The sequence below is a fragment of the Heyndrickxia sp. NPDC080065 genome (assembly GCF_050281185.1).
Classification (GTDB): domain Bacteria; phylum Bacillota; class Bacilli; order Bacillales; family Bacillaceae_C; genus Heyndrickxia.
On sequence record NZ_JBNNWS010000002.1, the window covers coordinates 1 to 24,411 of the forward strand.

The 24,411-nt window shown below is 36.3% G+C and carries 18 protein-coding genes and 1 pseudogene; 1 reads left to right on the forward strand and 18 read right to left on the reverse strand.

The window, feature by feature from the left end:
- Positions 1-141: 141 nt before the first annotated feature.
- Complete coding sequence (hflX, locus tag ACQKP0_RS02200) at positions 142-1,398, reverse strand: GTPase HflX (protein WP_427404169.1); 1,257 nt, start codon at positions 1,396-1,398, stop codon at positions 142-144.
- A gap of 647 nt (positions 1,399-2,045) precedes the next feature.
- The gene (locus ACQKP0_RS02205) at positions 2,046-6,383 is read right to left on the reverse strand and encodes a S8 family serine peptidase (RefSeq protein ID WP_427404170.1); all 4,338 of its coding nucleotides are present in this window, start codon (positions 6,381-6,383) and stop codon (positions 2,046-2,048) included.
- Between the two features lie 750 nt (positions 6,384-7,133).
- Between ACQKP0_RS02205 and ACQKP0_RS02210 the strand changes: the two genes are divergently transcribed.
- Positions 7,134-8,588, forward strand: a complete 1,455-nt coding sequence (locus ACQKP0_RS02210; protein WP_427404171.1) for an MDR family MFS transporter — start codon at positions 7,134-7,136, stop codon at positions 8,586-8,588.
- A gap of 34 nt (positions 8,589-8,622) precedes the next feature.
- Here ACQKP0_RS02210 and liaG read toward each other — a convergent pair whose 3' ends face one another.
- The 16 genes and pseudogenes from liaG to ACQKP0_RS02290 form a co-directional block, all read right to left on the reverse strand.
- Positions 8,623-9,480: a LiaG family protein gene (gene liaG, locus ACQKP0_RS02215; protein WP_427404172.1), complete on the reverse strand. Its 858-nt coding sequence runs from the start codon at positions 9,478-9,480 to the stop codon at positions 8,623-8,625.
- Between the two features lie 182 nt (positions 9,481-9,662).
- Positions 9,663-11,156 carry a serine hydrolase domain-containing protein gene (locus tag ACQKP0_RS02220; protein WP_427404173.1) on the reverse strand — a complete coding sequence of 498 codons (1,494 nt, stop codon included), beginning with the start codon at positions 11,154-11,156 and terminating at the stop codon, positions 9,663-9,665.
- Positions 11,157-11,159: 3 nt separating this feature from the next.
- Positions 11,160-11,678, reverse strand: coding sequence for a hypothetical protein (locus tag ACQKP0_RS02225; protein ID WP_427404174.1), 519 nt, complete (start codon positions 11,676-11,678; stop codon positions 11,160-11,162).
- Entirely contained in the window at positions 11,675-12,016 is a 342-nt protein-coding gene (locus ACQKP0_RS02230) for a PadR family transcriptional regulator (RefSeq protein WP_427404175.1), read from the reverse strand. Before ACQKP0_RS02230 ends, ACQKP0_RS02225 begins: the two co-directional genes overlap by 4 nt.
- Before the next feature lie 234 nt (positions 12,017-12,250).
- Complete coding sequence (locus ACQKP0_RS02235; protein WP_427404176.1) at positions 12,251-12,703, reverse strand: NUDIX hydrolase; 453 nt, start codon at positions 12,701-12,703, stop codon at positions 12,251-12,253.
- Between the two features lie 158 nt (positions 12,704-12,861).
- On the reverse strand, positions 12,862-14,019 hold the full coding sequence (locus ACQKP0_RS02240) for an RNA-guided endonuclease InsQ/TnpB family protein (RefSeq protein ID WP_427404177.1): 1,158 nt from the start codon (positions 14,017-14,019) through the stop codon (positions 12,862-12,864).
- Positions 14,016-14,614: pseudogene (locus ACQKP0_RS02245) on the reverse strand (IS607 family transposase). The gene ACQKP0_RS02240 and the pseudogene ACQKP0_RS02245 overlap by 4 nt, the downstream one beginning before the upstream one ends.
- Before the next feature lie 118 nt (positions 14,615-14,732).
- A complete protein-coding gene (locus ACQKP0_RS02250) occupies positions 14,733-15,710 on the reverse strand; it encodes a 2-hydroxyacid dehydrogenase (protein WP_427404178.1) in 978 nt (325 codons plus the stop codon).
- A gap of 268 nt (positions 15,711-15,978) precedes the next feature.
- Positions 15,979-17,124 (reverse strand): mannitol-1-phosphate 5-dehydrogenase, encoded by a 1,146-nt coding sequence (locus ACQKP0_RS02255; protein ID WP_427404179.1) that lies wholly within the window; start codon positions 17,122-17,124, stop codon positions 15,979-15,981.
- 1 nt (position 17,125) lies between these two features.
- Positions 17,126-17,557: a PTS sugar transporter subunit IIA gene (locus tag ACQKP0_RS02260; RefSeq protein ID WP_427404180.1), complete on the reverse strand. Its 432-nt coding sequence runs from the start codon at positions 17,555-17,557 to the stop codon at positions 17,126-17,128.
- 6 nt (positions 17,558-17,563) lie between these two features.
- Complete coding sequence (locus ACQKP0_RS02265) at positions 17,564-19,669, reverse strand: BglG family transcription antiterminator (RefSeq protein ID WP_427404181.1); 2,106 nt, start codon at positions 19,667-19,669, stop codon at positions 17,564-17,566.
- A 208-nt stretch (positions 19,670-19,877) separates the two neighbouring features.
- Positions 19,878-21,317 carry a PTS mannitol transporter subunit IICB gene (locus ACQKP0_RS02270; RefSeq protein WP_427404182.1) on the reverse strand — a complete coding sequence of 480 codons (1,440 nt, stop codon included), beginning with the start codon at positions 21,315-21,317 and terminating at the stop codon, positions 19,878-19,880.
- A 314-nt stretch (positions 21,318-21,631) separates the two neighbouring features.
- The gene (locus ACQKP0_RS02275; protein ID WP_427404183.1) at positions 21,632-22,027 is read right to left on the reverse strand and encodes a Uma2 family endonuclease; all 396 of its coding nucleotides are present in this window, start codon (positions 22,025-22,027) and stop codon (positions 21,632-21,634) included.
- 6 nt (positions 22,028-22,033) lie between these two features.
- Positions 22,034-23,215 carry a methionine gamma-lyase gene (megL, locus tag ACQKP0_RS02280; RefSeq protein WP_427404184.1) on the reverse strand — a complete coding sequence of 394 codons (1,182 nt, stop codon included), beginning with the start codon at positions 23,213-23,215 and terminating at the stop codon, positions 22,034-22,036.
- A gap of 143 nt (positions 23,216-23,358) precedes the next feature.
- A complete protein-coding gene (locus tag ACQKP0_RS02285) occupies positions 23,359-23,865 on the reverse strand; it encodes a GNAT family N-acetyltransferase (protein ID WP_427404185.1) in 507 nt (168 codons plus the stop codon).
- 52 nt (positions 23,866-23,917) lie between these two features.
- Complete coding sequence (locus tag ACQKP0_RS02290; protein ID WP_427404186.1) at positions 23,918-24,088, reverse strand: hypothetical protein; 171 nt, start codon at positions 24,086-24,088, stop codon at positions 23,918-23,920.
- Positions 24,089-24,411 lie beyond the last annotated feature (323 nt).

Consider the following 24,411-nt stretch of genomic DNA (forward strand, 5'->3'; position numbering starts at 1 on the left):
ACGGCAAGTACCTTGCGCTTCCTTAGTGGTTGGCTGATGTGTACCCCCACAGTGGACTTTCACCACCTAGATAGTTGCCATGCCTGGCACACATAAAAAAGGGATCTCCCTCCATTGTGGAAATCCCTTTTACAACCTTATTTAGACCACATACTCCTGATGCTTCTCAAAATCACTCAATTTACATTCCAATATGAGTTTTGTACCTGTTTCTTCATAACTCGTTCCTAGTACATTTGCATGTTCATTAAAATAAGAAATGATCCTGCCTTGATCATATGGAATCAGCATTTCACAGTGGATATAGTCTTTAAAAATTCCCTTTCGTATGAGTTGGATTAATTCATCAATCCCCACTCTTTGCTTTGCTGAAAGATAAACTTCCTCGTTATTCATTCTTGGGATTTGGATATCCATTAAATCGGATTTATTGTAAGCGTATATGGTTGGAATATTTTCAATCCCTATATCCTTTAAAGTTTGATTTGTAATTTCTATATGTTCTTGATAACTTGAGTTTGAAAAGTCGACTACATGAATCAACAAATCTGCTTCTGCGACTTCTTCCAATGTAGATCGGAAGGCTTTTACAAGATGATGCGGAAGTTTGCTTACAAATCCAACAGTATCTGTTAGTAAAAATGATTTATGGTCAGGTAATGAAATGTTTCGGACAGACGTCTCCAATGTAGCAAACAGCATATCCTTTTCAAAAACCTGTTTATTTTCTAGTGGATGGAATTTTTCTACCATCGCATTCATAATCGTGGATTTGCCTGCATTTGTATAGCCTACTAATGCAACTACTGGAACATTATTTTTCTTCCGCTGCTTCCGCTGTGTTTTCCGATGGGCAACTAATATTTCTAATTCCTTATTTAAGGCAACGATTTTTTCTTCAATTTTTCGGCGGTCGAGCTCTAATTTGGTTTCTCCGGCCCCTCTATTTTTCAAACCGGATCCTCCGCCTTGACGCCCTAATGATTCTCGAAGCCCAATTAAACGCGGGAGCATGTATTGCAGCTGAGCCACTTCTACCTGAAGCTGTGCTTCTTTCGTTTTTGCTCGTTCAGCAAAAATATCTAAAATTAATATAGTCCGATCAATGACCTTGCAATCAAGATCAGCTTCTAGATTTCGAATTTGCGAGGGTGACAGCTCATCATTAAAAATAACGACATCTGCACTGACCATTTCCTTCAGTGCATGGATTTCCTCAATTTTTCCGGTCCCAACATAATGAGATTTGTTTACCCTTTGTAAATTTTGCGTAATCTCACCGACAACCTCAATTTCACACGCATCAGTTAAATTTCTTAATTCCTCCATTGAGTATTCAAAATTCGGTTGATGATTGATATTTACTCCTACTAATATCGCTTTTTCTCTTTGTTCCATAAAAATATGACCTCCATTATATTCAATATAAAAACACAAGCCGGATGCCAGATCTACATGAGTAACGGATGATCAACTATTCTCCTTAATAAAAACATAAAAAGGGACTAAAAAACATCCTCTGTATTTTCAGTCCTTTTTAAACGTTGCAAGAAGCATACGCCCACAAAAAACGGACAACAAAAAAGAGGGTAGAATCGTCCATCCCTCGTTATGTTATAGATTCAAGAAAATCCATTCATTCTCTTATAAGAGGACACAATGATTTTCTTAAGCATATAAAATAGGGTTCCCTTAAAATAGGCAGACCAATCCGTTTACTCCGCACACGTAGCAGAGCCTCTGAGCACTATTTAGTTAGTGGCACACAAAGCTTTCAATCGGATTCTTCTGTACTTCAAGGTTACCCCTCCGTTCTGTAAAAGTTATCATAATGTTATCATAAAAAATTCATGGTGACAACAACACGATAAGGAATATTCAGACAAATTCATATTTTGGATACTTAAATAACTAATTATGCACTTCTTGTTCGGATTTTTCGAGACCTTGTTTGTTTTCCGTTCCCCCTCCAAATTCTAAACAAACTAAAAACCTAGCAAGGAAATCCTTGCTAGGTATCTATTTTGAGTCAGGGGGGACTCAGGTTATCTAATATAAAGCTTGCCTTTTGCTAGTTGTGATGTGACGTTGCTATAATCGTCGACTGCTTTTACTTCAACGATTGCACCGTCTGCCTTCGTACCTTTTGGTACAGTCCAGTATCCGACATAGTGGCCAGAAGTTGTTTCGACCATTGGCAATTCAGTTGCATTGTCACTTGATACGTTTGTAAGTGGCATGTGGATGGCAAATGTTGCTTTTAATCCAGGCTCACTATCAAATTCGATCTTGACTGAATCTCCAACCTCCAAGTTTTTATCGGCATTCGGCAATAGATTAGTGATTACCGGCGCATCGTATTTGGCAAATACAGTTACCTTTTTCGACGTTTTATTGCCTGCTTTATCTTGAGCAACCACTGTAATTAAGTTTTCACCATTATCTAAGATAATGCGTTTTGAGTATTTACCGTCTGTTACTGTTGCTTTTTGACCATTGACTTTAACCCAATCAAGGTTTGCGTCACTTACTGTACCTTCTACAGTAACTGTTTCGCGATTTGTCTTAGTGTTATTTTTTGGACTGTCAATTGTCAATGACGGGTTTGTTTTGTCATACACAACTTTAACTGGTGCTGATTGTTCTGTTGAACCTGATGCAACAGAAGCTTTTGCTGTAAGGACGTTATCTCCTTCTGTAAGCGAAATATCAGCAGAGAATTTTCCGTTTGCAGCAGCTTCAACTGTCTTCACTTCTTGACCGTTATTTAAGATGTGTACAGATGTTGTTGGTGATGCTGTTCCTTCAACTGTTACTGTACCGTCTTTAGTAAATGTTCCATCTTTCGGAGAAGTGATCGCTGGAACGTCTACTTCATAGCTAACACGAGCACGAATCATATAGTTTCCTTCTTCAGCAGGTGATTGAGACCATGCTCCACCAACGTACTGCCAGCTGCGTTTCGCATTTGGACTACTTTCATCAGTTCCTAATCCAGGTGCATTTGGATTCGCTTTAGATTGAATGTAAACCATGTAGAAGTCACCATTTACCACGATTCCTTCTGCAGATAGATCGACCACTGTCCACTCGCCATTCCGTAATGCTGTCGCATTGACCGGACCAGCGATTTTCTTACCAGGAGCTCCATTCGAGCCAGAAGCATCCCAAACTTCTACTTTGAACTCTGTTCCACCTGGTGACGGCCAATCTGCTGTCCAGAAACGGAATACACCCGCTGTAACAATCGCAGTCTTTTTGCCTTCTGGAAGTGACATTTTCACTGCCCAGCCGTTACCTGCATCATAGAATGCACGTGCATTATCAGGTGTTCCACTATCATAGCCAATTTCACCGCCAGGATAGCTGATGATTGGTACTAGATCGATATTTACATTAGCTGTTTCGCCGCCATTCACTGTTACTTGTTTTTCCTGTGCATGATAGAATGGTGCAATAATTTTTAATGTGTATGTGCCTTCGTAAGCTGTTAAATCGTAATGTCCATTTGCATCCGTTTGAACAGGAGTGACTGCAGCATCTTCTACAAGAAGCACTGTTGCACCTTGTAAAGGCTCACCTGTTGATTTGTTTTTCACTGTACCACTGATATGGCCTTTTGGTAGTTCTTGTAAAGTAAAGTTTGCTGTTGCTTCACCATTGTTTTCAATAGTTACGCTCTTTTGTGCTGAACCGAATCCGTAAGCATCTGCTTGAAGCGTATATGTTCCAGCAGCATGGGTTAATTCATACTGTCCATTCGCTGGATTTGAATATACAGAACGTCCAGTTTCTAATACACTTACTTGCGCTCCCATCGGCAATAGTGTAGGATTAACTTGTTCCTCTTTGGTCGGAGGGGCATCCTTTTTAGGTAATTCTGGCTTAATTGAAGCTGGATTTACCTTTTCTTTTTTCAGTGAATCTTTACCATCGTCTTTTACTACTCCAAGACTCATGTTTCCTTTTGATGAACCACTTGTATTGGATGTAGCAGCAAGCTTCACATCATCAATATACCAACCTTGTTTTTGTACACTTCCATCGGTTGTTACGTTAAAGCCGATGTAAATACGTTGGCCGCTGTATGCGGATAGGTTCACTTCTTGGTCTGTCCAGTTAGCTGTTACACCGCTATAGCGAGCTAGCTGTGTCCAATTTACTTTATCTGTAGACACGAATACATGGCCAAAATCCCAATTATTTTCCAATTCATACCAGCTTTTGAATTGTAAATAGGCATTTCCTTCTGGAAGGTCGATAGGAGGCATGACCAATGTCATGTTCGCACTGTTATCGTATTGTCCAGAAAGGTTTGTTGCATAAACCTTTTCACCAGATGCTGCTCGATTTGGTCCAGAAGTCGGTTTTCCCCACTGCCAGGAATCTTTTGTACCAAATGAATACCAACCGGCTGGTGTAGATTCAAAGTCTTGGAAATATCCAATAGTGATTCCAGGTAATACCCTTACATCATATTGGTTACTTACAACCTCATTATTTCCGAAGTCTTTGATTTTCCATTTGTACTTCAAAGAAGGTATTTTGATTTGATCCCCAGGAATTTCTGCTGCATAATCCCCAGATTTATAATCACCGGATGTTCTTTTTGCTTCAACATTTTTCCATTGACCATCTTGACCTTGATATTGAAGTGTAACTGACTCTACACTTACATTATCGCTTACATGAATGGTTAATGGTAAGCTCATATCTGCATATGTTTCAGTTGGAGCATTATGCTCGTAAGTAGGAGGCTCAGTATCGTCTCCTTGTTTCGTTACTTGACCTTTTACTTTTCCTAGCCCATTCATAATGGAAGAAACAGCATCAAATGCATTTACTAATCCGTATCCATACCCATTATTTGGAGAATTAGGGAAAGTTGAATCTGTTAATGGTGTTGCTGTGTTCATTAAAATTTCTTCAATTTGGTCAACTGTAAGAGATGCATTCACTTGGCGTAAGAGCGCTACTACTGCTGAAACATGTGGACCAGCCATCGATGTTCCATTCCATCCACCTTCATACACACCACCAGGTACTGAAGAGCGAATATTCACACCAGGGGCGGAAATATCAGGCTTCACTTCTCCGTATGGAGATGGTCCTTGTAAAGAAAAGCTCGCTAATTTATTGTTTATATCTGTAGCACCAGTTGCAAAGCTTTCTGGATAGTTTGCTGGATTTGCAATTGATCCAGGCCCACCTGGTTCAAACAGTGACGTATTCCCTGCAGAGAACTCTGGGAAAATTTCAGCTGCTCTCCAGTTTTGCACCATTGGACGGTACCACTCATCGATGCCACGACCGCCACTCCATGAGTTGTTGACTACATCAGGAGCCATTTCAACATGTGGATTACCCTGTGCATCTTTTGGAGCAAGGATCCACTCACCAGCTGCTAAAAGATCACGATCTGTTCCACCTTGTGCTGTGAAAGCTTTAACAGCAATCCACTTTGCACCCGGGGCAACACCGATTTGATTTGCACCATTAGGCTCAGATCCAACCATTGTTCCCATCGTATGTGTACCATGCCCTTGGTCATCATACGGAGTAGCCCGACCTGCAGTTGCGTCAAACCAGTTCATTTCATTGTTTGGAGTATTTGGATTCGCTGGATTATATCCGCGATATTTTTCCTTTAAAGCTGGGTGATCCCATTGGACACCTGTATCGATGTTGGCAATGACGGTACCGGATCCGTCAATTCCCATATTCCAAACTTGCGGAGCACCGATACGATCAATGTTCCATTCTATTGCATTTGTTCCTGCTTTTGGTTTTTCAGTTGTTTTAGTATCTTTTACAGGTCCAGATGCACTTACAGCAGAACCATTAAGCTGGCGTGTTTCATTAGGAAGAATTTTCTCAACAGCACCAAAACTCGCAAGTTTTTCCATAACATCTTTCGTTGCTGTAACAGCCATTCCATTTACAATGTAAAAGGATTCAAAATCCTTTACCGTACCATTTTTCTTTTCTTTCTCAAGGTAATTTATTACATCTCCTTGAGTTTCAATGGCTGTAGCTCTTAGTTCCGAAACGACCGCTGATCGTTTCGCAAGCTTCGTTTTTACAGCTGAAAGTTTAGCCTTGCTTGCATTAGATGCTGCTTTTTTTGCTGCTTTTTCTGTGTCAGCTTGTTCTTTGAATTTGATTAGAAATGTAACCTTATCACTTGAAGTGTTAAACTTCTTAAGAAGAGTATCACTAATTTTTGATTTTGTTACATTTTTTGAGTCAACAAGTGAAGTGTATGGCGATTTTGTAACAGATAGTGAAGCGGCATTTGCAAAACTTGGTGTTAACAATGATACCGACATTAACACCGTGGCTAATACACTTGTTGCTTTCCTAACTTTTCGCTTTTTCAGCATTTCTTTTTCCTCCCCTCGTTCTTGTAAACAATGCTGCTATTTAGAAGATTGCTAAATAGCATTGTATAGCTTCTTTTCTAAAATTTTTAATTACTTTTTTTCACTTAAGAAAAGAAGTACACATGAAAAATGACAACTATCTATCCTCCTTTCTCTAGATTCCTTGGTGAAGGTTCTTAGTTGTCACATTAAATATATTGCTAGACAATTAAAAAATTTGTCATAATCTGTCGACTAAGGTCTGAATTTTCAGAATTTAGTAGATTGGTAATAACGTTATTTACTTTTCTATGAAAAACGACCTAAATATTACTAATTTTTGCTTTTGAAATTATCCGCTAAAATAGTGTTAAATCAGCATTTCTATTAAAATATGATACAGGTCTATCGTTCTATTTTTTATAAATTAAAAAACTACCCGCAAAAAACACGCATTTACGCCTATAGGTAAAGCACATTATCCATAAGATGTGGATAATAGTGGTATCAAAGTCCGTGGAAATAAATAGAAATAACATGTCCAGCTAGTAAAACGTCCTAGGTTTTTAGAAATATGTATCTAGGCTTATCCATCTTTTGTCATAGTCAATGTCTACAATTGCTTTGTTGTGCTGCATCACCGTAACAGAGAGGTTTGGTTCAACACTGCTGACTCATTCTTTTACTAAGTTGTTTTGAACCTTCCTTATTGACAAAAATAGGTACAAGAATGATACTATTCTTTAGCAATACGATTAATGGAGGATATTAATGCAGAAAACAAACACACGAACAGTAACAATCGCCCTTTTTGTCGCCACCTTTTTAACAGCCATTGAAGGTACCATTGTTAGTACAGCGATGCCAACTATTGTAAGTGAGTTAAAAGGGATCGGATTAATGAATTGGGTATTTGCGATATATTTATTAACTTCTGCAGTAACAGTTCCTATTTTTGGGAAGCTTTCTGATTTGTTCGGAAGAAAATTTATTTTTATGATTGGGACGATTATTTTCCTAATTGGATCTGCTCTTTGCGGTTTTTCTCAAAATATGGAGCAGCTCATTATTTTTCGGGCGATACAGGGGATCGGGGCTGGAGCGATCATGCCTGTTACGACTACGATCATCGGGGACATTTATCCATACGAAAAGCGAGCGAAAATACTTGGCTTTATGGGTGCCGCATGGGGAATTGCCGGTGTGATTGGGCCACTTGTCGGAGGATTTTTCGTTGATCAGCTTTCATGGCACTGGATTTTCTTCATCAATGTACCTATTGGAATTATCGCTATGCTCATGGTCGGTTTTTCTTTAAAAGAAAATATTGAAAAAACGAAGAAAAAGATTGATTTTGCAGGGGCTATTACTTTTTCTATCGGAATGCTGGCTCTCCTTTTTGCCTTACAAAGAGGTGGAGATACAAACGATTGGACTTCTCCAACGATTATCATCTCGTTCATTGCAGCAGTTGTTTTTGTGATTTTATTTATTATTATTGAATCAAAAGTACAAGAACCAATGATTCCTTTAAAATTGTTCCGCTTACGAGCAGTATCTGTTGCGAATGCGGTTGGTTTTCTCGCAAGTGGTGTTCTTATTGGAATTACTGTTTATTTTCCAATGTGGGTTCAAGGTGTGATTGGGCATGGAGCAACTATTTCCGGCTTAATGCTTGCACCGATGTCACTTACTTGGATGGTTGGTTCATTCCTCGGTGGTAGAATGCTGTTAAAATATGGGGAGCGAGTAACAGTTGGAGCCGGGATGGGTATCCTCGTTCTTTCATCCACATGGCTGATGTTTTTCACCATCCATACGACAGAGATTTATTTCTATCTTTTTGCCGCACTGATTGGTGTAGGATTCGGAATGGTTATGACAATTACAATGGTTAGCTCTCAGTCTGCTGTTGATTGGTCGATGCGCGGCGCAGCAACTGCTTCCAATACATTTTTTCGAACTTTAGGACAAGCAGTCGGGGTAGCAATGCTTGGAACTTATTTCAATGCAACTGTTGCTACCCAAACTACTCATACAGAGAAACTGAACCAATTAATCAATCCAAGCTTAGCACAGAAGATACCGGAACAGGCACGTACCTCTTTACGAGAGATTCTTGTCTACGGATTGCACCATTTATTTATTGCAATGACGGTCATCGCTTTGATTGGACTGCTCGTTTCATTTCTTTCACCAAGATTGAAGGCTGAAAAAAGAGGGTGATCATGGTCACCCTCTTTTAATAAGATTTACAACCTTAATCAATATCCACTTTCCCGCTAGATACCTTCACATTAATTTGGTGTTCACCTGTTCCATGGATTCCATTTACTTTATGATTCCCACTTTCTCGACTTTTTAGAGGGAGGTCACAGGATATCCAACCGCTGCCAACTGTTCCGTTTAAGGTGAAATCCGCTTCTTTTGGCAGTTCAAGCTTCACTAATCCGGAATTTACTTTAATATCAACAGAGTCATTTAGTTCATCCATTTGAATATCTAATTTACCCGAAGAAAGTTTTGTTTCAAGTTTCCCTTTGTACCCACTGACATCCACGACACCAGATCCCATTTTAATTGTACCTATTTTTGCAGCAAGTGCATGGAAGGAAGCTTTTCCTGATGAACCTTTATGCTGGAAACGTAGAACATCTAAATTCTCCAGCTCCATCAAACCAGACCCCATATCCACATTTACATCTTTTAATTTCATTGGATGATCTTTTGATGGACCCGACATTCTAATTCGTCCGGAGCCGAGAGTCAAGTCAACATTTTGATCATAATCTTTCGGAATATAAATCTTTAAACCACTCTTAGACCAAAATCTAATTCCTTCAAACCATTTTCTTTTTACTTTAATGTGAACGGTATCGCCGCTTCGGTTAACGATTAACTTTCCCTTTCCTTCCAATTTAGCTTGTAAATCTTCTCGGTTTTCTGGAATAATCTTCACATCCTGACTGCTAATATCAACATCTATCGTCTTGATATTTTTCATTGATTCAGATTGTGCTTCCTTATTACCAAATGGGAACCAAGATGCTGATTTCAAATTCATTCCGATAAAATACAAACAAACTAGTACCAATAGAAAAAGCAATAATTTTTTCATAATAAGTTCTCCCTCTTTATCTCTTATTCTTACTTATATCATAAATAATCCTATCTTTTCCAACAATGTACTGTAGATTTAAAAAAAGGTAAGACTTGAGACTTATATTGAAGGAGGGGGACACTAACATTTACATTAAACCCAATAAGGCACTTGGTAATATAATAAAAGACAGTTCTCAATTACCTAAAAGAATTGTCTCCTTGATTATTGTTAATGCTAGCCCTTAAATTTTTACATGAAATATATATCGACAATAAGCCGTTCAATATTAAAAGTATGACAATTATGACGCTTGATAATGCGATATCAGCAGCAAATAGTTTTATCGTATGCCACGGGGATCCTACGCTATAAATTAATAACGGAATAATAGAAATTGATAAAACCAAAAAGATGATTCCAGAGATACGCCATGCGCTTCTTTTACGAATTTTACCTGATTTAATTTTTATTAGAAGGTATATGAACGTTACAAAAAGTAAGCATAATACCACTAACGCAATCAGTTGATTAGTAAAAGAGCTTTTGGGTATATCATCTGGCTTTTCCCCATTTAAAATGCGAATGATACCATCTCTTAGATATGAAAGTGCTTCTTCTTCTAGAGCATGATTTTTGTTAGTAAGAATTATCCCACCCCAACCAGTTTTAGGTAAGAAAAAAATTTCTGACCGAGAATCAGGAGTTGACCCTGAATGCCATATCATTTTTTCCTTAGAATCCAAGTTTGTTATTATCCACCCAAAACCATAGTGTCGATTTTCCTTCGTTTGAATAAGAGGAGATAAAAATAGATTCATGTTTTCTTTCGTTAAAAATACACTCCTATCTTTTTGACTAAGGAGTTTGATATATTGTGCCATATCCTCTGAACTTGCAGAAATATAGCCATATGGTGCCCCTCCATTATCATACGTAACTGTAGTTTTTCTTGGTATTCCAAACCAGGATTGATATCCTGCAAGATATCCTTTTTTATATGCACCATCACGATCTGCCGCAGTATTTTTCATACCTAACGGCAAAAAGATATACTGTTTCATAAATTCAGAAAATGTTTGATTTGTAACTTCTTCAATGAGAGCACCAAGAATTAAGTAGTTAGCGTCACTATACTGATATTTTTCCCCTGGAAGTGCAGTAGGCTCAACATTTGAAATATTTTCCACGTTGTTTTTTATAGCATTGAGATCTTTAGAACCTTGATCTGCTATTAATAGACCTGAATAAGTACTTATCCCACTTGTATGGGAAAGTAAATGTTTTATTGTAATATGAGATGCTGCTTGTTGATCTTTAAGCGTAAACCACGGGATATACTTTTGTACCTTATCCTCTAAATTAATGGTATCATCTTCGATTAATTTCATTATTGCTAGGCCTGTTAATGATTTACTTATCGACCCTAGTAAAAAAGGAGTTTTAGTAGTTACCTTTACCTCGGATTCACCCGTTACACCCCATCCACTAGAATAAAATGTCTTATTATCATGAACAATGGCAATAGAAGCTCCCGGAATACGATGTTTTTCTAAAAAAGTTTCAACATAACTGTTTATAGAACTCTTGATGTCTTGTTTCGCAGAAATTTGTGAGACCGGTAGAAATATAATAAATGAAATAAATATTAAACAAACTAATATGACTTTGTAAGGATTTTCCAATATTTTCATTTATTATTTCCTCCTAAGGTTTAGTTTTCGTACACATAGTATTACAACGAGCACGGATACTAAACAGGAAGTAGAAATGCTAATGATTATTAGCAGAAAATTCCACCATGAATTATCTGAAATCTGATAAAAGATGTTATAATCAAATAAACTGCCATTATTTTGTGGGTTAATGGATTCCGTTAAAAACATAGATAGTATTAGCTGAGAGAAGAGGTAGGTAACAATTAAAGTAAAGAATCCTATCACTAATAAAATTCCTTTTTTACTTTTGGATTTTCGCATCTGTTTTATTTCAGAATGAAGATCTATTCCATTGATCTCTAAAAAATCTTTGACAAATGTCGTTGAATCCCCCAATCCATCTAAACTATTTTGATCGTGTTCACGAGATTCTTGAATATGTTCTAAAAGCTGCTGCTTGATATCCTTTCTAACCTTGGAACTTATTTGATATTGCTTTAACTCATCAAGAACTTCATTTAAGTATTGTTTTTCTGCTAAGCTTAATTCAATGTTCATTCCAAAAGATCCCCTTTCAAACCATTTTGCAGCAGGGATTTTATATCCTTTTGCAACTCTAACCACTCAGTGATTTTCTTATGAAGATACATTTTCCCTTTTTCATTTATTTCATAATAAACTCTAACCTTGCCGCTTTCTGTCATTTCACGGTAAGTATTTACCCACTCTTGATCTTTCAGCTTAGTCAAAATGGGGTAAATACTGCCTACTCCTTTCAATTTTATATTGTGTTCTTCTAATTCCTTCATAATTTCATAACCATAGCTTTTTTCCTTTGACAAAATAGATAACACACACATTTCTAAATGACCTTTGATTAAACTTGTTCTATCCATACGATAACCTTAACAAAGATATATACTTCTTTCAAGTATATATCTTAAATAAAAACAAATCATTACACTGAAAATTATATCTTTTGAAAAAAATTAAAATTAACTCTATAAACTTCGACAAAAGAGCCATTAGAAAAAGCGTGCATTGAAATAGATTTCAAAACACGCTTTTAATACAGTCAATATGAATCATTTTTTTATTTAATATCCGAGGCATTAATCAGTCCTGTTATTTTACGCCATTGCTAAATAATCCATGATTATTTTCCGATGACTGCCTACGACTTTCTCTGGTAATTGGTTCGGATCAATAAATTGGCAATCATTTAATTCTGTTTTATCAACCACCAACTTACCATGAAATTTATCTGTATAATATGCCACTGTTACAGTGTAGAATTCGTCTCCATTTTCTGCTTTACTATATTGTCCCGGTCCTGAATATACGTTAATAAGCTTCAAGTCCTCTACGGTTAATCTTGTTTCCTCATATACCTCCCTGCGAGCTACATCTTCGGTTGATTCACCTAGTTCCATCAAACCACCTGGAAGCCCCCATGATTCTTTTGGGAATTTCCTCTGCTGCAGCAATATTCGTCCCTTATCATCTAGCATCACGACAACTGCACCGACTAAGATTAGAGGTCTATGTCCGACAAGCTTCCTTATATCTTCTATATATCCCAAATTCAACTTTCTGCTACTAAAAATATAGATAAATGTACATTTTTAGAGTATTCCTGCTTCTACGAACCCGACCTCGCCAAAATCTCGCTACTGTCGTTTGTATAGTTCTCCACAGGCGTAAATTCCGATGTAGCCCACCGTACATATATGCTATCTATTTAAGTTAGAACGACATATTCTTTTGCTTGTAAAAGGTTAATAGACGCATTTAAATCTCTATCCATGACATTTCCGCAATCACATTCATATATTCGGTCAGATAGTTTTAAATCTAGCTTCTTTTTCCCACAACATGAACATAGTTTAGAAGATGGATAAAATCTATCAACTTGCCGTAATTCAATCCCATAATCAATACATTTAGCTAATAGCCATGTTTTAAACGTATAAAAACATTGTTCTGCGACTGCCTTAGACAGATGCTTATTTTTCATCATCCCTTTTACATTTAAATCTTCGATTGTGATATATTCTGGCTTGGTTTTCACCAGTTTATTAACAACTCCCTTTACGTGCTCTAACCTTATATTAGATAGTCGAACATGTAACTTCTGAACTCTAAGAATGTTTTTATTTATATTCACTCTTTTGTTAGTAGCAGTTTTTTCACCTCTCTTTTTAAAGTTTTCATATTTTCGTGATAAAGAGCGTTGTTCACGTTTTAACTTCTTTTCTAACCTTTTGACCTTTTTTGTTTTATTGATATTCTTGTAAGATACTCCGTCACTACAAGTAATGAAGGATTTAATGCCCATGTCAATCCCTAAGCCTGTGTTATTTAATTTAACATCACGTTTCCTTGTATCTAATTCACATAAAATAGACACATAATACCTTCCTGCTTTTTGAGATATTGTTCCACTTTTTACAATTGCATCTCGATGAATATATCCGTATTCTTTTAACCTTACCCATCCAATTGTAGGTATTTTTACCTTATGTCTTTCTATTGTCCAATCCATTTTGTTGTTTTTAGGAAAGTAGCATTTAACATCTTGTTTTTTCTTTTTCTTAAAACGAGGAAACTTTGATAAACCCTTAAAGAATTTCTTAAAAGCTTTGTCACCATTCATGATTGCTTGTTTAACAGCTTTACTAGATACTTCTTTAATCCATTGGTCATGTTCTTTTGTATAAACACTATTTAACCATTTAGAAAAATCATACCCACTGATAAACCTACCTTCTTTTTCATACGTTTCCTTGTTTTTAGAAATGTACAGGTTGTAAACATATCTACACACTCCGATAGTTTGATTTATTTTAGCAATTTGTTCAGATGTTGGCTTAATTTCAATAAAGTATGCTTTCTTCATAATTCTTTATCCTCAGACATTTTCTTTTTATATTTTCTCAATCCATATATTCTACAACTGAAAACATGAATAATAGATATTAAGTCTTGAACCAGTTCTTCTTGCGGAGAAAGGTTTCATTATTGACAATAATAATATTTGTCCCCATTTTCCGAAGAATTTTTTCAAACCATTCATAACCAAAACGAACAAACCTATCTTTATGTGCAATAATAATAGTTGACATGTTTTTATCCATACAACTTTCGATTAACTTATTCCAATTTTTCCTATTGTAGTTTAATCCACTTCCAATATCAGTAATTACTTCATCTACTATGATACCCCTAGCATTGGCAAATGTTTTTAAAAATTCAATTTGATTCTCTAATTCATCTTTTTGTCCTTGGTTTGATACTCTGGCATATATAACAGCCTTACCTACTTTGTTTTCTTCTTTAATACCCATAAACTCTCTGTATTGCTTATCAGTATAATACCTTCTTCCTTTTGGGTTTCGGTAAGCTGTTAATGTGCCATCATTATCCCATCTCTGCAATGTACGAACAGATACGTTGACCATTTCTGCAAATTCTTTAAGTTTATATTGTTTCATGGGTATATTTCGCTATAAATACCTACATTTGTCTACATTTTTATTTACTGTTTTATTCTCCTTTCTTTATCTCAGAAAAAATGAAATTGGTTACTCCAATTTCTATCAATCCCACATTTTACTTTTTTACCTCAAGTTTTACCGGAGTTAGTGGTTCCCTACCTTGTAAAACTTGGATAAGATTATCTGCAGCTATATCTGCCATTTTTAATCTTGTTGATTCACTGGCACTACCGATATGTGGGAGTGTCACTACATTTGGCAACGTTAAAAGAGGAGAATCCAAATCTACCGGTTCCTTTTCAAAAACATCCAATCCAGCTGCCCATATCTCTCCATGTTTCAAAGCTTCATATAAAGCCTTCTCATCGACGATTCCACCGCGTGCCGTGTTAATTAAAATAGCCGATTCTTTCATCCGCTTTAATTCATTTTCACCAATGAGATGATGAACCTCAGAGCTGTATGGAATTAAAATACTGACAAAATCGGAAAGCTCTAGAAGTGTTTCTAATTCACAGTATTCGATTCCTAGGTCCTTCTCGATGTCTGTTTTTCGCGAGCGGTTGTAGTACAGAATATTCATTCCAAATCCTTTTGCTCTTTTAACAAGCGCTTGCCCAATCCGCCCCATACCAATGATCCCAAGTGTTGTTCCATAGATGTCTTGCCCTGTAAGCTGCATCGGTGACCATGTTTTCCATTCGCCTTTTCGCAAATAGTCTGATGCCTCGACTACTCTCCTTGCAGTCGCCATCAATAAAGCAAAAGTTAAATCGGCTGTCGTTTCTGTTAAGACACCCGGTGTATTCGTAACAATGACACCATGTTCGGCAGCAGTTTTTACATCAATATTATTATAGCCTACCGCCATATTGCTAATGACTTTAAGATGTTTTGCCTTTTCTATAACTTCTGCATCAATCGTTTCCGTTAATAGACAAAACAGTCCGTCTGCCTGTTGAATTTCTTTTATTAACATGTCACGGGAAACAGGAATATCCTCTTCTTCCCACATTCTGACGTTAAAATGCTTCGCTAGTTTATCATAAATGACCAATGGTATCTTTCTAGTAATGAATATTTTTGGTTTCAATATATTTCACCCTTTTTTAAGTGCTTGCTTAAAACTTCTAGATGTAAGAGGGATTATCCTTTATATATTTAATAGAAACAAGGTCTATTGGGTGTTCTATTTCATTTTGACCGATATAATTTTATTTTGACCGATATTTCCAAGTATTTGACCGATAAATCTTTTAAGCAAAGTTTTTCATCTACACAGATTATTAACTTATGCAAGAAATGAAAAAAACAGTGCGATTTCTATTGTGAAATTCACACTGCTTTCATAGGTTCATCTTTTATAGTTTATTATACTGTTCCACAACAGCGTTTACTAACTCATGTTGCTCATCCAACCCTGTCACATCACAGAAAGCCTTCAAAACTCCTGCTTCTTCAATATTCTTTTGAAGCGTAACTGATTCCTGGTCATCTTTTACATCAAATTTTAAAGCAGCCGCCATTACTTTAACAAGATACTCGGGAACTTCCCCGAATTCATGCATATATTCTAATGCAGGCGCAACTAAACGATCCTTTGCTCCTAACTTACGAATGGGAGCCCTTCCTACCCTTTGAACATGATCGACAATAAATGGATTGGCAAAGCGTTTTACTATTTTTTCAATGTATTGATGGTGCTGTGACTCATCAAATTGATATTTAGAAACTAGAACCTTACCTGTTTCCTCTAATGCCCCTAGAACGATTTGCTCCACTTCTTTATTTTCAATCGATTCTGCAATGGTGTGAAATCCGTAAAGATTTCCCATATATGCGGTTGCAGCATGCCCGGTATTTACCGTGAACAATTTTCGTTCTATATAAGCTTGAAGATTTTCAACAAATAGCGCTTCTTCGATTTCTGGTTTGATTCCTTTTATTTCTGTTTGATCAATGACCCACTCATGAAAAGGTTCTACTAATACATCCAGCAAGTTTTCATTATCTTGATTTGGTACGATCCTATCTACTGCCGAATCAGGGAATCCGACATTTTCCGCTGCCCATTGTTTTTCTTCTTCATTTAAATGCTCTAGAACAAATTTTTGCAGTTCACTGCTTCCGCCAACCATATTTTCACATGCAATAATATTTAGCGGTTCACCTTGAAGCTCTTTTCTTTTTCTTAATCCATCTGCAATGAGCGGAGCAATAAATTTTAAAATATGCGGTCCTATGGCAGTCGTTACTAAATTAGCAGTTGCGATAGACTGAATCGCTTCCTCTGGTGATTTTGCATTATTAATCCCTTTAATCCCATTAACTGAAAATGTATTTTTTTGTTCATTCGCTAAGATTACTTGATATGTTTTTTCTTTGTTCAATTCAGCAATAATAGCTTCATTTACATCAACAAAATCAATTTCATACCCGGATTGATGCAATAATAATCCGATAAATCCTCTGCCAATATTGCCGGCGCCAAAATGTGTGGCTTTCATTTTAGTTCACCTCATTAAAAATTTGAAGAATTTCATCCTCTAAATTAGCTTGAACTAATTTTTCAACATTTTCTTCTTCCGAACATACGATAGCGATTTTCGAAAGAATATCAAGATGCTCATTATTCTTACCGGCAATGCCAATTAAGATCTTAACAATATTTCCTCCTCCAAAATCAACACCTTCAGGTACTTGGACAACTGATAGACCAGATTCTAGAACTGAGGATTTTGCATTTTCCGTTCCATGTGGAATCGCAATGTAATTCCCCATATAGGTAGAAGCGATTTCTTCACGCTTTAGCATTTCTTCAATATAATCCTCTTTCACATATCCTTTATCAACAAGAATCTTTCCAGTCATTTTAATTGCTTCTGTTTTACTGCTGATTTGTTGGTTTAATAGGATGTTTTCTTTTGATAATATAGACATTTTCCTTCACTCCTTATGTTTTTGAACACAACTGATGTAATATTGCTGACTAATATATTGAATTAAACGGCTTTTCACCGCAGTTTCAAAGATTTGAATACTTTCAGCAGATTGAATAATGAGAGCACTAATAAAGCTCGTGATACGTAAAATTTCCGCAGAAGCCTCTTCTGGTGCTAATAATAGTAAAATTCTTTCCGCTTCGATTGTTTTATTATCCATTGACTTTAATTCCTGTGGGGTTTTCAAGTCAATGATATGAAATGCCGGTTTGAACACTTTATCATTCCTTGCATGGAATAATGCAAGCTTCGTTCCAGGGATCCCCAATCCCCCAAGCAATTCACGCTGTTTTAACGCTTTTACAACCTTGGATACACTTCCGATAACACCTTTTCTAATTAGATGTTTACATACTTCTTCAAGAATCAATTCAATCTCAAGATCATTTTCGATCATAAAAATTTCCAAGCCATCTAAAATATCGATTAACAGTGTAGATTCCTCTACAAATATTTTGAAATCATCATATTCGATGGAATATTGATATTCGCTTTCTTCCTCTTTGAAAAGGGTTGGAGCGTATTGATCACCTTTTTGATTGATATATAATTGGATCGTTTCTAATTCTTCATCTGTTAAAATAGGACTCACTAATAAATATTCATTGGACAGATCTTCAATCGGAATCGTTGAAAGAATAATATCATATTGCTCTTTATCAATATCCTTTAATTCAAAGACGGAAACATTTTTCGTTTCTGAAATACTTGGAATATGATTTTTTATTTGAGTTGCGAGCATTTTTGATGTTCCAATGCCACTCGAACAAATAATCAAAGCCTTCCATTTTTTCCTGGCTTCTTTCGTATTTAATGCCGATCCAAAATGTAGAACCAAGTAACCAATTTCCTCTTCTGGCACACTCATCTCTGGGAGTGTTCTAGCTACCGCCTCCTGAACAATATGAAAAAGATCAGCATAATCACTTTTTACCTGATTCAATAAAGGATTAGATATTCGCATATTTTTCTTTAGCCGGTATAATGTCGGCTGGAGATGAGCCAATAATCCATCCACTAATGAACGATCACTTCTCAGTTGGGCATGGGTAATATTCTCAACATGGTTAATTAACTGATTGACAATGTATACAGTCTCGACATTATCATCCTGAACACCAATTTCCCGTGTAAAGCGAATTTTTGCCCCTAGAAGGTGCATCGTAATATAGCCGATTTCTTCTTCAGGAATTGTCACGTCAAAGAACTCTTCTAAACTTGCTGCCATCTTTTTAGCTATTTGAAATTCCTTTGTTTCCCGGAGCTCATTAAGGTATTCACCTTGAATCGTGATATTTTCGCCCCGCCCTATTCTTTCGATCGCTAAAGCAAGATGGACAACTAAGCCTACATAGGAGCTATCTGCCAATGGATATGGGATCTGATCATTCATGTTACTTACAAGCTTTTCGATCATTAATATTTTTTCTTTTTTTACGAGTCCCAATAACCTCTCAGATATAGAATCGATCTTGTTCGTTGACTTTTTTTGAATATTTTCGCGTACCATTTTTAAAAATTCTGGGACATCAAAACGATCCGATATCAATCTGCCAATCGCTTTTCGTTTCGACTCCTCTGATCCGGTAAGCTCGACCCCGTAACCTCTTCTCCGAACAAGAGTAAGTCCAAAGCTTTTAATATATGGTTCTATTTTATCCAAATCATTACTAATGGTAGCAGTTGTCACTCCAAGATCATTCGCTAATGACAATAACTTAATCGGCTCATTACGATCCAAAAGTGTGCATAAAGCAATGATCATTCTCTCATCCGGAGTGTATTCGGTATAATCTTGTTTCTGAATAGCCAGCTTAAGCTGGTGAAGACTTGCTTGATCACCTATTAATTTTATCCCTACACCAGCTCTTTTTACTAATTGCAGTTGAAACTGGTGAAGAATGGGTTCAATGTTTTTAAGATCACGATGAATGGTACGTTCACTTACATCGATTAACTCGGCTATTTCCTTTATCGTAATCTCTTTATTCAAATCCTCCATTAAATAATGAAGAATGAGTCGTTCTCTTGCCGAAACAAGCATATTCATCAGCTCACTTTTATTAGATTACTGACATATTTTAATTATACGAGGCAGTTCCCAATCATTCCAAACAAAGATACCATTATTTTTTCCCTAAAGTTCATGACAATACTTAATAACATTAGTGAAAAACTAATGGGCAGAAACAACACCTAATCTAATAAAACTAAAGGGACAAATCAGCTTTATAATGCCAATTCATCCCCTCTCTTTATTATTTCAACTTAATTACAATTTCATCATATTTAGGACTGCTTAAGAAATTATCAACGGATACATGATGTGCATTAGGAAGCTTTGCTTTTGCACGATCCGTTAAATCTTTATGTGTAATAACGATATCAGCATCACTTGGCAGGTTACTAATAGAAGTATTTGCTACTTCAACATCTTTAATTTCCGCTTTATTTACTTTATTACGCATGATGGAGGCTCCCATTGCACTTGAACCCATTCCAGCATCACAAGCAAAAATGATTTTCTTCACTTGTCCATAATCAAACTCTTTGCCTTCTGTTGAAGAAGGTGTTGACTCAACTAATGCACTTGAAACAGAGCTTTTCTTTCCTTTTAATGATTCCATTTTTTCAGCAGCAGAAGAAATATCTTCATCTTCCCCTTTATTTTTGCTCGTTTTCATAATGAGAGCTGCTACTACGAAGGAAACGATTGCTGAGACAAGAACACCGGCAATAATTCCCAAATAGTTCCCTTTTGGAGTCATGGCAAGTAAAGCAAAAATACTTCCAGGTGATGGAACAGCAACTAAACCTACTTTAAAAATTGTAAAGGTAAATACACCACTAATTCCACCTGCGATGGCAGCTAAAATTAACATCGGCTTCATCAAAATATAAGGGAAATAAATTTCATGAATCCCTCCTAAGAAGTGAATAATAGCTGCTCCTGGAGCTGTACGTTTTGCAGACCCGCGGCCAAATAAACAAAATGCAAGTAAAATCCCTAATCCTGGACCAGGATTTGGTTCTAATAAGAATAGAATTGATTTACCTGTTTGTGCTGCTTGTTCCACTGCGATCGGACTAAGAACTCCGTGGTTAATCGCATTATTTAAGAACAAGACTTTTGCTGGTTCAATAAAGATACTTGCTAAAGGTAATAATCCCGCATGAACGATTACTTCGACACCATTAGATAAAAGAGTAATAAGTGCTGATACGAGTGGGCCGATTCCTTTTAGAGCAATCATTAATAAAATAGCAGCTAAAATCCCTGCAGTAAAATTATTAACAAGCATTTCAAAGCCAGATTTAATCCTATTTTTAAATAGTTGATCCACTTTCTTAATCAAATACCCGCCTAAAGGACCCATAATCATAGCCCCTAAAAACATTGGGATATCCGAACCAACAATCACACCCATGGTTGCCGTTGCACCAACAACACCACCACGAACATCATGGATCATTTTTCCGCCAGTATATCCAATTAATAGTGGCAATAAATAGGTAATCATTGGGCCTACCGCTTTGGCAATCTCCTCGTTTGGCAGCCATCCATCAGGTATGAACAGTGCTGTAATGATCCCCCACGCAATAAACGCACCGATATTCGGCATGATCATGCCACTCAAATTACTTCCAAACCGCTGCAATCTGACTCGGAAGTCTTTTTTCTCAGTTATTTCCGACATTCGTTCTCACCTCTTTTAATATTCTTAACTTTATGGTAAAGCGTTTTCAGAGGAGAAACAACGAAAACTAAAGTTGAATTTGGCAATGGAATTGTTGTCAAGATTAAATAGGAATAATGATCTATTCGTATGTAGTATTCTGCTAAGTTTCTATTTTATTTGTTGAAAAATTTTGAGACATAAAAAAGAACATCTATGGAGTAAATGTTCTTTTAAACAGGCTGTTTTCGCAAATTTTTTTTTAGAATTATAGGATATATTTTTTTATAACCAGAAGATTAAAATATTAATGTATAATTTGATTAAAATTTACATTAATTAAAGATCCTATCAACATCCAAGAAAAACCCAGGGATAACCTTAGAATTGATGGATCCGAACTTCTCGTTTGCCACAAGCTCATACTGGTCATCTTGTCCTAAAGAATAAACCATTACGACATTTAAGATAGGATTAATAATCCAATATTTCTTTACTTTATATTTTTGATAAAGATTTGTCTTAAAGATTAAATCATGTGCTTGATTGGAGGGACTGACAATTTCAATAATAAGTTCAGGAACACCACAATATTGCTGATCAGTGAATCCGGATTTATCACAAATAACAGATAAGTCAGGAATAACTACTTTTTTATCATCGTCATTATTATCCACAAGCGAATATTTCATAGTTTCCTCACCAATAAAATAAGGACAGAAATCTTGCACTTACTTCTACAACCGATCCAATGCCTGCTTCAAATCCTCCCAAATATCCTGCCATGCTTCAAGACCGACGGAAAGACGAATGAGCTGATCGGTAATCCCCATTTTCAAGCGTTCTTCTTCAGGTACAACGGCATGTGTCATGGTTGCTGGATGTTGAATTAGTGTTTCAGCGTCGCCAAGACTGACAGCTATTTTAATTAATTTGCATTGATTTAAAAACTGCTGAGCTTCTTGTTTAGTTCCATCAATTTCAAAGCTGATCATTCCGCCTGGATATTTCATTTGCTGCTTCGCGAGCTCATATTGTGGAAAATCAGGATCTCCAGGATAATACATCATTTTCACCTTTGGATGCTGCTTTAATTGCTCAGCAATTTTTTCCGCATTATCACAATGTCGGTCGAGTCGGACAGGCAATGTTTTTATTCCGCGGAGTAATAACCAAGCATCAAACGGACTTATAATCCCACCAATATCCTTTAACGTAGTCATCGCCATTTCACTCATATTCTCTTTGTTTCCTACAACAATACCTGCAATCACATCCCCGTGACCACCGATATATTTCGTTGCACTATGAATCACATAGTCACACCCCAAGGCCAATGGCTGTTGTAAATATGGTGAACAAAAAGTATTATCGACAACGACCGGAATATTTTTCTCACGAGCAATTCTAACGACCATCTCTAAATCTACTAATTTCATTGTAGGATTGATTGGTGTTTCTATATAAATACATGTCGTGTTATCACGAATCGCCGATCTTACCGTTTCCTCATCTGAAAAGTGGATTAAATCATGAGCAATTTGGTGCTTCTTTTCCATCAGCTGAAGAAGCCCAAAGGTACAACCATATATCCCTTCAGAACAAAGGATGTGATCACCTGTTTTCGTCAAGTAAAAAAGAGTCGCAGATACAGCAGCCATCCCCGATCCAAATGCAAGCGCCATCTCACCTTGTTCAAGAGCAGCCATTCTCTCCTCAAGCACCTTTACCGTCGGATTACCTAAACGTGAATAAATATACCCCTCTGTCTCTCCTGCAAAACGCCTCTCCCCATCTTCAGCCGTCGGAAAAGTAAACGTAGATGTTTGAAATAAAGGAGGAACTAGGCTTCCCTCATGCTGCAAAGAAGTATACCCTCCATGAATAACCTCTGTTTCAAACCGCTTCTGATTCCCCATTTCGTGACCTCCTATAAATTATCAAGCTATAATTCTATCATATGCGATATTTTATTATTTCGAAAGCGTTTACAACGTTTTGGTGATTCCTTTATAGAGAAAGCTTTCAAGTAAGAATTCAGTCTACTGGAAAGCTAGATTAATCAGGATAATTGATATTGATAATAGGGTTCTTCCTGCTTCGTATCGTCAAACCATTTCATCCCTTTATAAGTGAAACCGATCTTTTCTAATATTTTTAATGATCCCATATTTTGAGGATCTGCAGAGGCAGAAATTAGTTTTACACCACCATGATTTTTAGCAAGTTCTAAACAAGCATTTGCCGCTTCTGTCGCAAACCCTTTTCTCCAAGATTTTTTACTAAAATGATAGATTAATTCCACATGATTGAGTGTATCAGTTATATTAAAACCAGCTGCACCAATGATTTCATTGGACTCTTTTTCTTTGACGGCATACACTGATAAACTATTAGCTTCATGACACCGGCGATATCCATTGATCACTCGAAGTATTACATCTTTTGAAGAAGCACCATTACATAATGCCATCACTTCTTCATCCCCCCAAAATTCTTCCACCGAATTAAGATAAGAATCATTAAACACACATAAATATAAGCGTTCTGTTTCAAATACTATTTCCATATTATTCACCTCAAATAATTTTCGGAATTGGAAATATGATTTCTTACCTCATCTAATTGTTTGAATCATTATTTCTTTTATCCATATTCCTAGCAATTTCTTTTAATAGGGCGTTTCGTTCTTTGTTGAGATTCATGAATTGAAAGACAATCCATATCACGCAAATAAAGATTCCTATAGAAATTAAAAAAATAAGTAATGGCATAAATGCAAAAAGTTCCATCCCAATCCTCCTTATGTAATTGTATTTATTTTAACATATTGGATTAAATTGGATAACTATTTATTTTACTTTTCGAATATATCAATCAATTTCTCTATAAAGATAAATAGATTCATCGTATGTATGGTAATCAAAAGCGGGGTTTGATTACCGTCAAACGGGAAAAAATCCTTGGGAGGGAATCAAGATATAGTGAAAAATGTAGATCATACTTTCATTTTGAGGTAGATTCTTCACTGATTTTGTGAATGATGTGGATCATACCTTCTTTATAAGGTAGATCCTTCACTGATTTTGTGGATGATGTGGATCATACCTTCATT

Bases quoted from the DNA above. Each gene is read 5' to 3' on its own strand.
- hflX (WP_427404169.1), bottom strand. From the start codon at position 1,398: ATGGAACAAAGAGAAAAAGCGATATTAGTAGGAGTAAATATCAATCAT.
- ACQKP0_RS02205 (WP_427404170.1), bottom strand. From the start codon at position 6,383: ATGCTGAAAAAGCGAAAAGTTAGGAAAGCAACAAGTGTATTAGCCACG.
- ACQKP0_RS02210 (WP_427404171.1), top strand. From the start codon at position 7,134: ATGCAGAAAACAAACACACGAACAGTAACAATCGCCCTTTTTGTCGCC.
- liaG (WP_427404172.1), bottom strand. From the start codon at position 9,480: ATGAAAAAATTATTGCTTTTTCTATTGGTACTAGTTTGTTTGTATTTT.
- ACQKP0_RS02220 (WP_427404173.1), bottom strand. From the start codon at position 11,156: ATGAAAATATTGGAAAATCCTTACAAAGTCATATTAGTTTGTTTAATA.
- ACQKP0_RS02225 (WP_427404174.1), bottom strand. From the start codon at position 11,678: ATGAACATTGAATTAAGCTTAGCAGAAAAACAATACTTAAATGAAGTT.
- ACQKP0_RS02230 (WP_427404175.1), bottom strand. From the start codon at position 12,016: ATGGATAGAACAAGTTTAATCAAAGGTCATTTAGAAATGTGTGTGTTA.
- ACQKP0_RS02240 (WP_427404177.1), bottom strand. From the start codon at position 14,019: ATGAAGAAAGCATACTTTATTGAAATTAAGCCAACATCTGAACAAATT.
- ACQKP0_RS02255 (WP_427404179.1), bottom strand. From the start codon at position 17,124: ATGAAAGCCACACATTTTGGCGCCGGCAATATTGGCAGAGGATTTATC.
- ACQKP0_RS02260 (WP_427404180.1), bottom strand. From the start codon at position 17,557: ATGTCTATATTATCAAAAGAAAACATCCTATTAAACCAACAAATCAGC.
- ACQKP0_RS02265 (WP_427404181.1), bottom strand. From the start codon at position 19,669: ATGAATATGCTTGTTTCGGCAAGAGAACGACTCATTCTTCATTATTTA.
- ACQKP0_RS02270 (WP_427404182.1), bottom strand. From the start codon at position 21,317: ATGTCGGAAATAACTGAGAAAAAAGACTTCCGAGTCAGATTGCAGCGG.
- megL (WP_427404184.1), bottom strand. From the start codon at position 23,215: ATGGGGAATCAGAAGCGGTTTGAAACAGAGGTTATTCATGGAGGGTAT.
- ACQKP0_RS02285 (WP_427404185.1), bottom strand. From the start codon at position 23,865: ATGGAAATAGTATTTGAAACAGAACGCTTATATTTATGTGTGTTTAAT.
- ACQKP0_RS02290 (WP_427404186.1), bottom strand. From the start codon at position 24,088: ATGGAACTTTTTGCATTTATGCCATTACTTATTTTTTTAATTTCTATA.